Annotated in this window: 10 protein-coding genes; 6 read left to right on the top strand and 4 right to left on the bottom strand. The window is 59.3% G+C overall.

The annotated features are described in order from the left end of the window. Positions 1-27: 27 nt before the first annotated feature. Entirely contained in the window at positions 28-3,618 is a 3,591-nt protein-coding gene (locus tag ABIT76_11850; GenBank protein ID MEO7933841.1) for an NEW3 domain-containing protein, read from the bottom strand. Between the two features lie 384 nt (positions 3,619-4,002). Here ABIT76_11850 and rhaT point away from each other — a divergent pair, with 384 nt between their 5' ends. The 3 genes from rhaT (at position 4,003) to ABIT76_11835 (ending at position 7,186) form a co-directional block, all read left to right on the top strand. Further along, entirely contained in the window at positions 4,003-5,163 is a 1,161-nt protein-coding gene (gene rhaT, locus ABIT76_11845) for an L-rhamnose/proton symporter RhaT (GenBank protein MEO7933840.1), read from the top strand. A 4-nt stretch (positions 5,164-5,167) separates the two neighbouring features. Further along, positions 5,168-6,418 carry an L-rhamnose isomerase gene (locus tag ABIT76_11840; protein ID MEO7933839.1) on the top strand — a complete coding sequence of 417 codons (1,251 nt, stop codon included), beginning with the start codon at positions 5,168-5,170 and terminating at the stop codon, positions 6,416-6,418. A 129-nt stretch (positions 6,419-6,547) separates the two neighbouring features. Continuing rightward, positions 6,548-7,186, top strand: a complete 639-nt coding sequence (locus ABIT76_11835) for a hypothetical protein (GenBank protein ID MEO7933838.1) — start codon at positions 6,548-6,550, stop codon at positions 7,184-7,186. A 3-nt stretch (positions 7,187-7,189) separates the two neighbouring features. On the opposite strand, the gene glmS is transcribed toward ABIT76_11835, so the two are convergent. Next, positions 7,190-9,043 carry a glutamine--fructose-6-phosphate transaminase (isomerizing) gene (gene glmS / locus ABIT76_11830; protein MEO7933837.1) on the bottom strand — a complete coding sequence of 618 codons (1,854 nt, stop codon included), beginning with the start codon at positions 9,041-9,043 and terminating at the stop codon, positions 7,190-7,192. Between the two features lie 91 nt (positions 9,044-9,134). On the opposite strand from glmS, the gene ABIT76_11825 reads away from it, so the two are divergent. After that, the gene (locus ABIT76_11825; protein ID MEO7933836.1) at positions 9,135-10,421 is read left to right on the top strand and encodes a glucose-1-phosphate adenylyltransferase; all 1,287 of its coding nucleotides are present in this window, start codon (positions 9,135-9,137) and stop codon (positions 10,419-10,421) included. A gap of 17 nt (positions 10,422-10,438) precedes the next feature. Further along, entirely contained in the window at positions 10,439-11,242 is an 804-nt protein-coding gene (locus ABIT76_11820; protein ID MEO7933835.1) for a PhzF family phenazine biosynthesis protein, read from the top strand. Here the strand turns inward: ABIT76_11820 and murJ are convergent. Together murJ and hpnJ are read right to left on the bottom strand one after the other, a co-directional pair. Beyond that, positions 11,219-12,781, bottom strand: a complete 1,563-nt coding sequence (gene murJ / locus ABIT76_11815; protein MEO7933834.1) for a murein biosynthesis integral membrane protein MurJ — start codon at positions 12,779-12,781, stop codon at positions 11,219-11,221. The genes ABIT76_11820 and murJ overlap by 24 nt on opposite strands. A 2-nt stretch (positions 12,782-12,783) precedes the next feature. Next, a complete protein-coding gene (hpnJ, locus tag ABIT76_11810) occupies positions 12,784-14,205 on the bottom strand; it encodes a hopanoid biosynthesis associated radical SAM protein HpnJ (GenBank protein ID MEO7933833.1) in 1,422 nt (473 codons plus the stop codon). Positions 14,206-14,235: 30 nt separating this feature from the next. On the opposite strand from hpnJ, the gene ABIT76_11805 reads away from it, so the two are divergent. After that, a complete protein-coding gene (locus tag ABIT76_11805) occupies positions 14,236-15,249 on the top strand; it encodes a glycosyltransferase family 2 protein (GenBank protein ID MEO7933832.1) in 1,014 nt (337 codons plus the stop codon). Positions 15,250-15,251 lie beyond the last annotated feature (2 nt).

The raw sequence follows: 15,251 nt of genomic DNA, 5'->3' as shown, positions 1-15,251 counted from the left end.
CGGCCTTTTTTGCAGACTCGCGATTCGTTATGGAGCGGGTTGGAGCGTTGTCTCGGAACGAATCGCAGTTCCGTTTTTCGTCTCGGTAATTTCCACGGCGGGCTCGTTTTTTGGGCCGGTGAAACTCTTCAAGGTGATCTCCTGAACTCGTCCATCGGTGAGTTGCACTCGTATGTGATCGGCGTCGGTGGCTTGGGCGGATTGGATGACGGATTGGTTTTCGTGAGGCTCGATGATGGTGAGAAAACGCGCCTCTTTCGTTTTCCCGCCGGGAGCCTTGATGGCGTAGGTTTTGCGACGCTGGCTTTCGTCGCCAAGCGGGTAATCGCCCCCCAGCGTCGCCTTGAAGCGAACGGCCTGCACCTGGCTCAGATCGACGCGGACGAAGGCAGATTTTTTCGCATCCTGCGGCTCGGCGGCGGTGGCTTCGGTGAAGGGAACGCCGGCGATTTTGATCGGACCTCCGAAGTAATCCTGACCCGGCGCCTTCGGAGCGACGACGTTCTCGGATTGCGCTGATAACTGCCTAACTGGAATCTCTTTTCCATCGCGGGTGACGATCCGGGCATTGGCCCAGAAAAGCGTGGGCATTTTCGCCAGCTCGGTGCGGGTTTCGAGTTCGAGTTGTTTCAAGCCGTCGAGGGGAACGTCGATCTCGGACTGGCCCAGAATCCACGCGCCAAATTTTCCCTCGGCCAGCGTTTTGCCGTCGCCGCGCACGGTGTAGAAAAGCCGTTTTTCCACGGCATGATCCTCGGGCGCGGTGGCGACCATGATCTCCTGCTTCTGCGGCCAGAGCGAATGCACGTCGAGCTGGAGCACGCCCGGCTCGCTGTTTTCCGCACGAGTTCCAGTGTTATCAGCGCCGGGGCCGAAGCGTATTTCGAAGCGGCTTATTGCCGGCGCGGTGACGGAAAACCAGTCGGCGTCGGTGACAAATTGCGCACTGCTGAGTGGATTGGAAGTCCACTGCGCGTCGTGCCGGAGCGGCGTTTTATCCGGCGCGTCGAGGCCGAGAAAACCCTTCATTTGGTAGAGACTCTCGAAGGTGTGCGGCTGCTCCGATTTCAGGTAATCCGCCAAAACGACGTAATCATCCGTGACCACCATCAGACGGCGCTGGAGGATCGGCTCGGTGAAATCGGTGAGCGTGCCATACGTCGGCGGATTCTCCGGAATCGGCACGAAACGTCCCTCTCGCCAGGTTTTTTCCTCAAAGGTTTTCACCGGCACGTAGTCGTAAACCATGCCGCCGTAGGGTGGATTCGACCACCGGGAAACGGTCTCGACGGACGTGGTTTGCATCATTTTCCCCGTGTGAAATAGGGTGCGCTCGCCGGGCGAGGCCTCCTGATTTTTCTGATCGACCACGACCATGTTGTGCGCGACCGAGTTCTGCACGTAAAACTTGTACATGAACGGCTCGTAGCCGTACCAGATCATCTCTGGATTGTAGAAACTACGCCCGTAACGCATCAGCGAAAGCAGGCTTGTACGATCAAAATGCCCGTGCGCCCAGCCGTGGATGCCATAGTGGAGCACGGCTTGGATCTGCTCGCGAATCGGTCGATCCGGCGTCTGGGAACGCAGCATGACGAGCCCTACATTGTCTGCGCTGGCGGAGTTGAGGAAACGCTCGGTGGTCTTGTCGGGCAGCTGGGGAACGCCATAGAGCAGATCGCGTTTGGCAGAGAGCCGGGCGATGGCCGCGTAGGCCGGATCGCGAAACAGATAATAAGCCAACTCGAATGGCTGCCCGCCCACCTCGGCACGCGGAGTGGCAACCAGATTTTCAGAGGAATCATTCACGCCAAACATCACACCGCGATAGTCGAGATATGGCAGGAGGCTGTTCCAGAGATCAGTGATTTTCCGATAGGGCCGGGTGTTCGGCCCCCAAAGTTCGGGCGTCATGCCAAAGGGCCGATTCGGTGGCTGGCCGGCCCCGGCCGCAGGCTTCGCGCCGCCGTTCAGTTCAGCGTTGAGCATCACGCTCGGCAGATAGCTCGCGGGCAACCACATGTCCTTGAAATTGATCCCCCACGGCTGCAAGGCGAGGGCGACTTGGGAAAATTCGCTGGCACACCAGACGTTGTAACTGATCGAACATTCGTACCACCAGCCGTCGTCCATCGTTCCCTTGGAGAGCTGGTCGCAGACGCCCGCCGGACCGGAAAAGAAACGCTCGGCGAGGCTGAAATCTTGCAAAGTCAGCGCACAATACAACGCGCCGGTGACCTCGGAGAGATTCCAGTTGTTGATCGAGCCATTCAGACTCGCGAGGTTCATCGTCTCCATGAAAATCCGGAACGTCGCCTCGATCTGCTGATGATCCGCCTCGCTGAAAACTCCTGACTCGTGGACCATGTCGTAGGCCATCGCGATGTGCTGAAAGAAATGCCCCTCCTGCACGAGCGCCTGATTGCACCCGCGCAAAGTGGTCGGGTAGCCATTCGCCGGATTGGAGAGATTGCGCAGAAACCGGGCGATTTTTTCGGCATAAACACGATTGCCGGTGAGCTGCCAGGAAACGCCACAGGCCATCATGTCGTGCTCGACAGAAGTCTTGAAAAGAAACGGCCCCATCGTGTCGTCGGGGTCGTTCCCGGGCGCGGGCGCGACGTCGGGCACCTGCCATTTCTCGGCCTTGGCGACCATTTCATCCTGCGCCTGCTTCGCCCACGGATAATTTTTCACCTTGGCGCGGACTTCATCCCAGCGCTCCTTGGTATGAAGAATGTTCGGGTAAGCCACCCGCGAGGAAGTAATGAAAGTCAGCTCAGAACGGGCCGCCGCGTCGCCGTTGCCGACGGCTTGGAGCACCTGCTTTTCGTGTCCGCCAGCCGGCGCGTTTGAGGGAACCTGCACGCGCACTTCCAGCTTCCGGGTTTCGCCCGGAGCCAGGTCCAAGGCGGACGGCGTCACACTCGGCGGAAAGGCTTCCCAGCCATACGGCGCGAAGGAGAGGACGACCGATTGAGGCACCGCGGATGTATTGCCGACGGTAACGCTGTAGGTCGCGGTCTCACCGGCGGCGGCGGCTTTTCCGAGGACTTCGCTTTCCAGGGAAACAGCGGGCGCTTTGACGACTCGCAGATGGCGAATTTGCAGCGGGCCCGCCGATTTTCCATCCACCGGACGCACGGCGAGCTTGAGTTCTTTCACCTGAAACAACCACGACCGGTTCGCGGATGGCGCGCCAAATGCCGACCACGGCAGCGTGACCGTGTGCCAGTCCGGACCGCTCAATCGAGTGAGAGTCGACCAGCCCCGGCCCGGGTCCTTGCTGGCTGGAAAAATGGTCGAGATCAACTCCACCGGACTCCCATCGGCGAGTTGCACCTCCATCTGCACGCCGTAAAAAAAATGCCAGTCCGCCGTGCCGTCATTGAAGTTCCGGAAGCCGTGTTTGTAAGCGCCGCGTGGGCCGTCCGGATAACGAAAAACCGCCTCGCTGGGACATTTCAGAGTCGCGGCTCCAGCGGTAGATTCGAGGCCCTTCCAGTTTTCAAAGGCCGCGCCGCCCAAAGGCAAGACGAGCGGCGTTAGCTCCGCCGCCTTCACGGAAAAAAGACAAAAAACAGCAAACAGACCGAGGGTCAGCAGGGGGGATTTCATAAAATTTGCGGTCAGCTTAGGCGATGAAGCCGGGGTGTTCATGCCGAAAATTTTTGAGTTCGAGTTCCACTGTATTGCACCTGCCAAGGGGGGCGTAATCTGTGGATTCACGGATGATGGCTGATTTTCTATTTCCCTCTTAAACTCATATTCCCCCGACGCGTTTCCCGAATGACAAAGAATCCTTCTGCTCGCCTTCTGGACCACGCTCGCGTCTGCCGCGCCGACTCCGCTGGCCCAAGTGAAAGATTCGGTGGGCGAAGCGCTTCAGCAGACTTTCATCGCGGTGCCAGAACCCAAAACTTTGTCACATTTTGAATATCGGCGTCGACAAACACAGGGCCAGCCTGAATCTTTGGTCATCCATAACAACAATTCTCCCCTATGAATCCCATCCTCGGCGTCTTCTTTCACTGGCTGGGCGGCCTCGCTTCCGGCAGCTTTTACGTGCCCTACAAAGGCGTCCGTAAATGGTCGTGGGAAACCTACTGGCTCGTCGGCGGCTTCTTTTCCTGGATCATCTGCCCGGTCACCTTGGCGTCGCTCATGACGAAAGATCTCGCCGGCGTGCTGCATCAACAGACCACACCCACACTCTGGTGGACCTATTTCTTCGGAGCCATGTGGGGCTTGGGCGGACTCACCTTCGGGCTCACCATGCGCTATCTCGGCATGTCGCTCGGCATGGGTGTCGCGCTCGGCTATTGCGCCGCTTTCGGCACGCTCCTCCCGCCGATCTTCAAGATGTTCGCGCCGTCCATTCCCGTGGCGGAATCCATCGCGCAGATCGCCTCGACAACACCGGGCCAGGTCACCCTCGCTGGCGTGGCCGTCTGTTTGCTCGGCATCGGCATCGCCGCGCTCGCTGGGTTGACCAAGGAAAAGGAAATGTCTGGTGCCGAAAAGACGCAGGCGATAGCCGAGTTTGACTTCAAGAAAGGCCTCCTCGTCGCCACGTTTTCGGGAATCATGAGCGCTTGCTTCGCCTTTGCCCTGGCCGCTGGCAATCCCATCGGAACTGCCTCGCTAGCTGCGGGCACCAACGTTATCTGGACCGGACTGCCCAAGCTTGTGGTTGTGCTCCTCGGCGGCTTCACGACCAACTTTATCTGGTGCCTGTTTCTCAACCTCAAAAACCGCACCGGCTACCAGTATATCAGCGCCACGGTAAAGCCAGAGCACGCCGGCCACAGTGGAGCGGGCGGAGGTGAACACGGCCCGTCTCACACCGCCGCCAGCGCACCGGCAGGTGACCTCCAAGTGCCGCGTTTGAGCAACTATTTGTTCTCCGCCCTGGCCGGCGTCACGTGGTATCTGCAATTTTTCTTCTACACCATGGGCGAGACGCAAATGGGTAAATTTGGCTTCGCCAGTTGGACGCTGCACATGGCGAGCATCATCATTTTCAGCACCCTTTGGGGCGTCTATTTCCGCGAATGGAAAGGCTCCAGCCCGAAGGTCCACCGGCTCATCGCCACCGGCATCGCGGTGCTCATTCTTTCCACCGTCATCATTGGCTACGGCACCTGGTTAAAAGGCCACTAATTTTATGAATCCCTACACCTTCGCTCAAGAAACATACGCCGCGCTCGGCGTGGACACCGACGCCGCCCTCGCACGTCTGACTTCGATACCAATCTCACTCCACTGCTGGCAGGGCGACGACGTCGGCGGCTTTGAAAACCCCGGCACTGGAATCACCGGCGGCGGCATTCAAGCCACCGGAAATTACCCTGGAAAAGCGCGCACGCTGGACGAGTTGCGCTCCGATCTGGACAAGGCTTTTTCGCTCATCCCCGGCCGGCATCGGCTGAATCTGCACGCCTGCTACGCCGATTTCACCGCCGGAAAAGTGGAGCGCGACGCCCTCACCACCACACATTTTCAAAGCTGGATCGACTGGTGCCAGACACGCGGACTCGGTTTGGATTTCAACCCCACTTATTTCTCGCACCCACTGGCCAATGACGGAAAAACCCTCACGCATCCCGACGAAAAAGTGCGCCAGTTCTGGATCGATCACGGCATTGCCTGCCGCAAAATCGGGGCAGACATGGGACGCCAGCTCGGCTCGCCGACCGTGACGAACGTCTGGATTCCCGATGGCTCGAAAGACATTCCGGTCGATCGCAAAGGTCCGCGTGAACTCCTCGAAGCCTCGCTCCGGGCGATCTTTCAGGAAAATCTCGACCCGCGCCATAACCTCGACGCCGTGGAATCGAAACTTTTTGGAATCGGGTCGGAGTCGTATGTCGTCGGCTCGCACGAATTTTATCTGGCTTACGCCACGAAAAACCAGAAGCTCTACTGCCTCGACGCGGGCCACTTTCATCCCACGGAAAGTGTCGCAGACAAGATTTCCTCCACGCTCCAATTCGTCCCGGAGATTCTCCTGCATGTCAGCCGCGGCGTTCGCTGGGACAGCGATCACGTCGTCCTCCTCGACGACCCGACCCGCGCCATCATGGAGGAAGTCGTCCGTGGCGATTTCCTGTCGCGGACTCACATCGGACTCGACTTTTTCGACGCCAGCATCAACCGCATCGCGGCCTGGGTCATCGGCACCCGCAGCACGTTAAAGGCACTGCTCATCGCCTTGTTGGAACCCACCGCCACGCTCCGCGAAATGGAAACCCAAGGCGACAACACCTCGCGGCTCGCCTTGATCGAGGAGATGAAAACGCTGCCCTTCGGCATCGTCTGGGATGAATATTGTCGCCGCCAGAACACGCCCATCGGCGCGGCCTGGCTGCGCGAGGTTCAGGCCCACGAGCGGCAGATTCTCTCGCAGCGCAGCTAAGTCGGACAAGCCCGGCCCTCGGGGTTACAGAGGGAGTGGTCCTCGAAAAAATGGAAGAAACGCACAGTCATTTGCGGCTGGGCTCGCGTTCTGCTTCTAGCTTTGCAGGTGAATTTGTAATCCACGCTTGTGCCCGACGACCTTTCCGCTTCATCCCCCGCCCCCGAGGAACCCGCCAGTTCCGGGGTCAATATCCATCTCAGCGCGTCGCTGCGGGCGGACTTTGAGGCGTTGCAAAACGACTTCGAGCAAGCCAACGCCATGTCGCAGGATCTCCAGTGTCAACTCGCCGGAAAATCGAACGAGTTTGCGCTGCTCAAACACGTTTTTGAGAAAACACAGAAGAGCCTCACTCAACTCCAGAAGGACATCGAGGAGCTGCGGGAGGAGCGCCATCGGCTGGCCAATGAGGCGATGCGCGCCACGGCCTTGGACCTCCTCTTGCAAAAAGCCGCCGCCGACCGCGACGCGCTGCAGCAGGAATTGGAAAAAATGAAGAGCGAACATGCCGGGGAAATCGCCAAGCTCGCCAGCGAACTCACAGCCGCTCAGGAGCAGCCCCCGTCCCCACTAGTCAGCGTTCGCGGCGCGCGCATTTCCCATCCGCAGGCGGCTCACATTCTTAGCAGCATCGAGAAATCGGTGGATCAACTACGCGGGCTGATCGCACCATCCGACACAACCGCACCCGCATCACAGCCGCGTCCGCATCCAACTCCGAAACCGGCCATCGAGCCGGATTTCATTAATATTTCCTTTTCGAGTTAGAGCTTATTCCACCGTCACGCTTTTGGCGAGATTGCGGGGTTTGTCCACGTCGCGACCGAGAGCGACAGCGGTGTGGTAAGCGAGGAGTTGCAGTGGAATCACCGTCAACAGCGGGCTGAGATAATCGGGGCAGGCGGGAATGTGGATGACGTCGTCCGCGATGCGGCTGAGTTCCGTTTCGCCCTCGGTGCCGATGGCGATGACCGGGCCCTGGCGCGCCTTGACTTGCTCGATGCTGTTCAAGTTGGCCTCGAAAACGCCGTCGCTCGGCGCGATGAAAACGCTCGGCAAACTCGGCTCGACCAGCGCGATGACGCCGTGTTTCAACTCCGCGCTGGGGTAGCCTTGGGCCGAAATATAGGTGATCTCCTTCATCTTCAGCGCGCCTTCGAGAGCGATCGGGAAGTTGTATTGGCGCCCGAGGAAAAGCATCGACTTGGCGTCGGCATATTTCTCCGCGATGTGCCGGATGTGCTCGCTCTGGGTGAGGATTTGCTCGATCTGGCCGGGGATGGCTTCGAGCGCCTTGACGATACGCAGTCCCTCGGTCGCAGACAGATTTCGGATGCGTCCGAGCAAGAGTGAAATCAAAGTCAGCACCGTCACCTGGCTGGTGAAGGACTTCGTCGCGGCGACGCCGATTTCCGGCCCGGCGTGCATGTAAACTCCGGCACCGCATTCGCGCGCGATGGTGCTGGCGACGTTGTTGCAAATGCCGAGCGTGCGCTGCCCCTTGCGCTGCGCCTCGCGGACGGCGGCCAGCGTGTCGATGGTTTCGCCACTCTGCGAAATCGCGAAGACTAGTGTGTCCTTGCTCAATGGCAGATTGCGGTAGCGAAACTCGCTCGCGATCTCCACTTCGGCAGGCAGATGCGCCAGCGATTCGATGAGATATTCGCCAACCAAGCCCGCGTGCGACGCCGTGCCGCAACCGGTGAGAACCACTCGCTCGACGGCACGGAGTTCCTGCGAAGTCATGTTCAAGCCGCCGAGAATCGCCGTCGCGTCCTCGTTGGAAAGCCGCCCGCGCATGGCGTCGCGCACGCTGTTCGGCTGCTCGTAGATCTCCTTCAGCATGTAGTGCGGAAACTTCCCGAGCTCGATGTCGTCGCTGGTGAATTCCACCTTGGTCACCTCGTAACTCCCCGTCACTGCGCCCACGAGACTGCTGATTTCAAACGAATCCCGCCCGACGCAGGCGATGTCGTAGTCCTTCAAATAGATCACCTCGCGCGTGTGGGCGACGATGGCTTGCGGATCGCTCGCGAGGAAGTTTTCGCCTTTGCCCAGGCCTACCACCAGCGGACTGCCCCGGCGCGCGCCGACGATCACCTCCGGCACGTCGAGATGCGTGATAGCCAGGCCGTAAGTCCCGATGACGCCTTTCAGCGCGGAACGCACGGCATCGAGCAGGCGCGAGGCCCCATGCGTCCCACCCGCCTCGTCGTAATATTTCCCGATGAAATGCGCCAGCACCTCGGTGTCGGTCTGGCTCTGGAAGGTGTGCCCCTCAGCCACCAATCCGGCCTTGATCGTCTGGTAATTCTCAATCACTCCATTGTGAACGATCGCCAGCCGGCCACTGGCATCGACATGCGGGTGGGCATTGGTCTCCGTCGCCGGCCCGTGGGTGGCCCAGCGCGTGTGGCTGATCCCGATCGTGCCGCAGACGGGTTGTTTCTCAAGATGCTCGGCCAGACTGGCGATGCGCCCAACGGCTTTGCGAATCTGCATCGCGCCCTGATACACCGTCACGAGACCGGCCGAGTCGTAGCCGCGATATTCCAAGCGCCGAAGCCCGTCCAATAGAATGGGACTCGCCTCTGCCTGACCGATGTAACCAACAATTCCACACATAGTTGGCGCAGAGCTTAGGAGGAAAAATTGTCGCTGAAAAGTGAAAGGTTCAGGCGTGACTTTCCGCCGCAATGAGTCAATGCTACCCGCCATGGATACCCTCAATCTCCCCTCTGTCGTTCGGAAAACCCTCGCTGTCATCATGGGTGGCGGAGCTGGCTCCCGGCTCTATCCCCTCACCAAGGACCGCAGCAAACCCGCCGTCCCACTCGGTGGAAAATATCGCATCGTCGATATCCCGATCTCGAACTGCCTGAACTCCGGCCTGCGGAAAATTTACGTCCTCACTCAGTTTAACAGCACCTCCCTCCACCGCCACATCAACGCCAGCTACCAGTTCGACCATTTCACCAAGAGCTTCGTCGAAATCCTCGCCGCGCAGCAGACCCCCGAGGGCTCCCATTGGTATCAAGGCACCGCCGACGCCGTCCGGCAAAACATGCGCTACTTCCTCGAGGACCCGTATGAATATTACATCGTCCTGAGCGGCGACCAGCTCTACCGGATGGACTACGCCGACCTCCTCGCCAGCCACATTCGCTCCAAGGCCGACATCACCCTCGCCACCATTCCCGTCGCCCGTGCTGCCGCCACCGACTTCGGCATCATGGACAGCGACGCCGATTACCGCATCACCCGCTTCGAGGAGAAACCCAAAGACCCCGCCGTCCTCGACACCCTTCGCATTCCAGCCGACCTCCTCAAGAAACTCGGCCAGCCAGCCGACTCCGATCTCTATCAGGCCTCCATGGGCATCTACGTCTTCAACCGCAAAGTCCTCGAGGAATGCCTCGATAACGACTTCGCCGACTTCGGTAAACACATCATCCCCACCGCGATCAAAGAGCGGCACGTCAGCGCGTATATTTTCCAAGGCTACTGGGAAGACATCGGCACCATTCGCGCCTTCTTCGAGGCGAACCTCAAACTCACCGACCTCGTCCCCGAGTACTCCTTCTTCGAAAAGGACAGCCCCATCTACACCCACCGCCGGTTCCTGCCCGCCACCAAGATCAACGGCGCCATGGTCCGCCAGGCCATCATCTCCGACGGATGCATCATCTCCGACTGCTCCCTCGAACGCAGCGTCATCGGCATCCGATCCATCATCAATAGCGGGGCCACCGTGCGGCACTCCGTCATCATGGGCAGCGACTTCTACGAAACCACCCCGCCCGCCGGCTTGCCCGCCATCGGCATCGGCAAAAACTGCGTCGTGGACCGCGCCATCATCGACAAAAACGCCCGCATCGGCGACGGCTGCGTCATCACGCCCGAAGGCAAACCCGACCACATGGACGGCGACGGCTTCTTCGTGAGGGACGGCATCATCGTTATCCCCAAGAACGGCGTCATCCCCGCTGGCCGCTGGATTTAGACGTCACATCCAAGTGCATGACGATTCTCTGGGTCGTTGACGCTTTCACCGCAATTCCATTCCAAGGAAATCCGGCGGCGGTCTGCGTGCTCGATGCTCCGCGTGATGCGAGTTGGATGCAACTCGTCGCTCGCGAGATGAATCTATCCGAGACGGCGTTTCTGCATCCTATCAAGGACGGCTGGTCGCTGCGCTGGTTCACGCCCACGGTCGAGGTCGATCTTTGCGGCCATGCCACGTTGGCGAGCGCCATGATTCTGTGGAAAACAGGCGAGTTAGATCATAATGAGGAGGCGCGATTTCTCACCACCAGCGGCTGGCTCAGATGTCGCCGTGCGGGCGATTGGATCGAAATGGATTTCCCGACTAACATCGCGGTCCCCTGCCCGACTCCGGGCGGTCTGGCCGAGGCGCTCGGTTGCGAGTTAGTTTCCGTGCTGCGGAGTTCCAGTGATCTGTTAGTCGAAGTGGCGGATGAAGCGACTTTGCGCGCGCTAATTCCAGATTTTTCTCGACTGATGGCGTTTGCCGTTCGAGGAATCATCGTTACCTGCCGCAGCGCAGCGGCGGAGTTCGATTTCATCTCGCGCTTCTTCGCGCCATCCGCCGGCATCGCGGAAGATCCTGTCACCGGCTCCGCCCATTGCACGCTGGCGACGTTCTGGCAGGAGAAGTTAGGCAAAAATGAATTCACCGCGTATCAAGCCAGCGCACGCGGCGGTGTGGTCAAAGTTAGCATTCAAGGCAACCGGATCCTTCTAAAAGGCCAGGCCGTGTTGATGAGCCGGGTAGAATGGCTAGCGCCGCAATCGCCGGAATAGCGCCAACGCTTCCTCCACTTTGAAAATTGCGGCCAAGGCGAAGTAACTCGCTCCAAAAACCGGCAGAATCACCGCCGCGCGCACAATCGGATGCAACTCGATTGGAAGAGATAGTTTTACCAACCAGCCCAATCCTGCTGCTAACAAAGCCGACGTCCAGAGCCGTGAAGTTAGTCCAGCGGGGAGTCCAGTGGGGCCGATTTTCTGATTAAGCTTGCGGCGAAGGAGGAAAAATTCCACCCACCCCGCAACGCCTGCGGAAGCGGTGAGCCCCGCCCCGCCCCAGACGGCGCTCCAGCCCATCCAGCCTGGCAAAATGACTGCGGCCCAATATCCTAACACCGTAACTAACACGACCCGGATGATGGCAAACTTGAGCGGAGTTTTGGTGTCTTGCAGCGCGTAGTAGGTGGAGGCGTAGAGCCGTCCCAGGGTCGCGGCCAGCAATCCAACCGTCGAGCCGGCAAGGATTGCCCAGACGTAGTTTGCATCCCCGGAAGTGAATTTTCCGGTTTGAAAAAGCGCCGCGACCAGAACATCACCCAAGGCTAGAAACGCCATCGCCGAGGGCACAATGAAAAACGCAATGCGAGTTAGACCTTTATCCAACCTCTTCCGCAGGTAGGCGAAAACTTCCTCCTCCGTGCCGCGCGCCGACGACATCTCGGGCAGTTCGGCGGCGGAAACGGACATTCCAAACAAGCTCACCGGCAACGTGTAGAGCACCTGTGCGTAAGCCAGCGCGGACACCGTGCCGATAGGCAGGAGACTCGCGATCAACGCGTCGATGAAGGCGCTGAGCTGCACCACGCCGCGTCCGATGAAGACGGGAACGAAGTTGCGTGTAACGATTTGCACCGCCGGATTTTTCCAGCTCGCGCCGAGCCGAATCGCTGGGGCACAGCGCAATACGACGGGAAGCTGAATGAGAAATTGCGCGGCGCTTCCTGCGACGGAGGCCCAGGCGAGTGAGACGGCGAGCTGACTTTGAGTCGAATGGCGGCCCCACCAAAACATCGCGCCGATCATCACGACATTCCACAAAACCGGCGCGGTGTAGGAGAGAAAAAATTTGCGGTGGCTGTTCAAAATTCCCAGGCACCACGCTGATAGTACTAGCAGTCCTGCGCCGGGAAAAAGAATGCGCGTCAACACGATGGTGAGCTCTCGGCGTTCACCGACAAATCCGGGCGCGATGGCGCTGACGAGCCACGGTGTTAGAAGCACGCCGACTAACACGATGCTGGAGACGACTAACAAAATGATCGACGCGATGGCCCCGGCGACGCGGCCCGCTTCTTTCTCATCGTCGCCTGCCAGCAATCGCGAATAAACCGGGATGAAGGAAGCGGAGAGCACGCCTTCGCCGAAGAGATTTTGCAGGAAGTTAGGAATCCTAAACGCCGCGTTGAAGGCGTCCGCCGCCGCCGATTGTCCGAAGTAATGTGCAAAGACCCGCTGGCGCACGAGCCCGGCGATGCGGCTCAGTAAAATTCCTGCGGCAACGAGGAAGCTGGCACTGCGGGATTTGGCCGCCATTGTTATCGAACTCCGCGCAACTGGAGAAACTTGAAAAATTCCCCGCCCTCGCGCAGTCGGCGCTTCATCACGTCCTTGTCCCGCAACATGGTTTTCACGATGCGGCTGATCGGCTTGAACCGGAAGTAGTAGCTCTTGTAGAACTTCTCCACGGCGGCGAAAATTTCCTCTTTGGTGAGATCCGCATATTCCAGCGCGGCGATTTGCTGGCCCGCGTCGTTGACTAGATCGCCCTCGCGAAACCAGCCGTTTTCCATGGCCTGACGATACAATTCCGTGCCCGGATATGGCGCGGCGAGGCTGACCTGAATCGAAAACAAATCGAGTTCCTTGGCATACTCCATCGTCTGGCGAATGGTGGCGGGCGTCTCGCCGGGCAGGCCAACGATAAAGGTGCCGTGGATGGTGATGCCGAGTGCGTGACAGTCCTTGGTGAAACGTTTCGCCTGCTCGATGGTGACGCCTTTTTTGATGTTATCGAGGATGGCCTGGCTGCCGCTTTCGTAGCCGACCAATAACAATCGAAGTCCGTTGTCGCGCATCGTTTTCAGCGTCTCGTAGTTGACGTTGGCGCGCGCGTTGCAGCTCCAGGTAACTCCAAGTTTTCCCATTTCCACGGCGATCTCGCGGGCTCGCGGCGCGTAGGCGGTGAAGGTGTCGTCATCAAAAAAGAACTCTTTCACCTGTGGAAACAAGGACTTCGCGTGCGCCATTTCGCGACCGACAGCGGCGGGGGATTTGGCGCGATATTGGTGCCCGCCGACGGTCTGCGGCCAGAGGCAAAAGGTGCATTGCGCCGGACATCCGCGCCCAGTGTAGTGGGAAACGTAGGGATGTTTTAGGTAGCCAATGGCGTAGTTTTCGATGGTGAGATCGCGCTTGTAGATGTCCATCACGCTGGGCAATTCGTCGAAATTGTGGATGAGAGCGCGCTCGCTGTTGTGAATGATTTTGCCCTCGTGCCGGTAAGAGAGGCCGGTGATTTCGGCGAGAGGTTTTCCGAGCGCCACGTCGCGGCAAGTGAAATCAAACTCCTTTCTGCCGACCCAGTCGATCGCCTCGGAAGCGCCGATGGTGATGTCGGGTAGCACCGCCGCCTGCGCTCCGACGAGGCCGACGCTGGTTTGCGGTTTCTGATTTTTCAAGGCCTCCGCCAGCAAGGCGTCGCCGCGCAAAGTTGGGTTGCTCGTGTGAATGACCACGACCTCGTAGTCGCGGGCGATTTTCAGGACGTCATCGACGGACAGATCGTCCGCCGGAGCATCGACGAGCCGGGAATTATCCACCAGAGCGGCCGGCTGCGCGAGCCAGGTGGGATACCAGAACGAGCGAACTTCGCGTTTCGCCTGGTAGCGGGAGCCAGCGCCTCCATCGAAGCCCTGCCACGACGGTGGATTTAAAAACAAAGTCGGACGGCATTCCATGGTCCCTGATTTATCGGCGGTGACCCCGCGATGAGCAAGCGGATTGACGCGGCCCGCAGCCGGTTTAGCATCACGCCCTTCATGAGCGAAATCCCAGCCAAGCCAGCGACGGGCATTCACGGTGTGATGGTCGTGCGCAACGAGTGGGACGTGATTGCTTTCAACCTGCTGCATCATCTCCGACTCGGGTTGGATCGGATTCACGTCGTGGACAATGGCTCGACGGATGGCACAGAGGCGTTGCTGGAAACGATGAGCCGAATGGGACCCGTATCGGTGACGCGACACGACGGGCCCTTCGAGCAAAAACGCATCACCAACGAACTCGCTCAAACCGCTCTCGCGCAAGGTGCGAAATGGATTGTGCCAATCGACGCGGACGAGTTCTGGGATCCGGGTTCCAGGAAACTGGCGACGATTTTTCGCCGCTGCAAAGACGAGGAACCAGGCCAGCGTGTGGCGGTGCAAAATTATTTTGTGCCCATGTCGGAGCGCAGCCCGCGGCTGAGTTGCGCCTTGCACGCGCGCTGGGTGACGGTTGAGACTTTGGAGCAGTCCAAAACGAATCGGGAAGATGCCCGCGATGGCCGGATTCCGGTGAGTCTGCTGGAGCCGTTGCACAAGTGCTTCTTTCGCGCCGACCGCGGTCTGCTCATCGAACAGGGCGGCCACCGCTGGGAGGGCATGTCTCGCAAAAGTAAATTTGCCGCAGATTTGATCATCCACCATCTGCCGCATCGTCATCAGCAAAAAACGGAGGAACGCAGGAAAGCCGGGGAACGAATTCTCGCGTCACCGGACTATGTGCTGGGAAACAGCTGGCATCTGACTCGCCTCGTTTCGATGAATGCCATGCAACTCGCCTCGGAATGGATGGCTTCCTCGGTGCATCGCGGGGAATTGCGACATGGCGACCGCCGTTTTGCCATGCGCGAGGACGACTCGCTGTATCGCCTGCTCCATCCGTTGCGAAAGGCGGCCAAAAAAATCCATCGCGAGGCCGGGGTCAGTCCAAGGCTGCGCTGGTTTGGGACGCGCTGGTAGCG

This window comes from Chthoniobacterales bacterium, assembly GCA_039930045.1.
Classification (GTDB): Bacteria; Verrucomicrobiota; Verrucomicrobiia; order Chthoniobacterales; family DASVRZ01; genus DASVRZ01.
The sequence above is the reverse complement of the archived record's forward strand: the minus strand, read 5'-3'. Positions and strand labels throughout refer to the sequence as shown.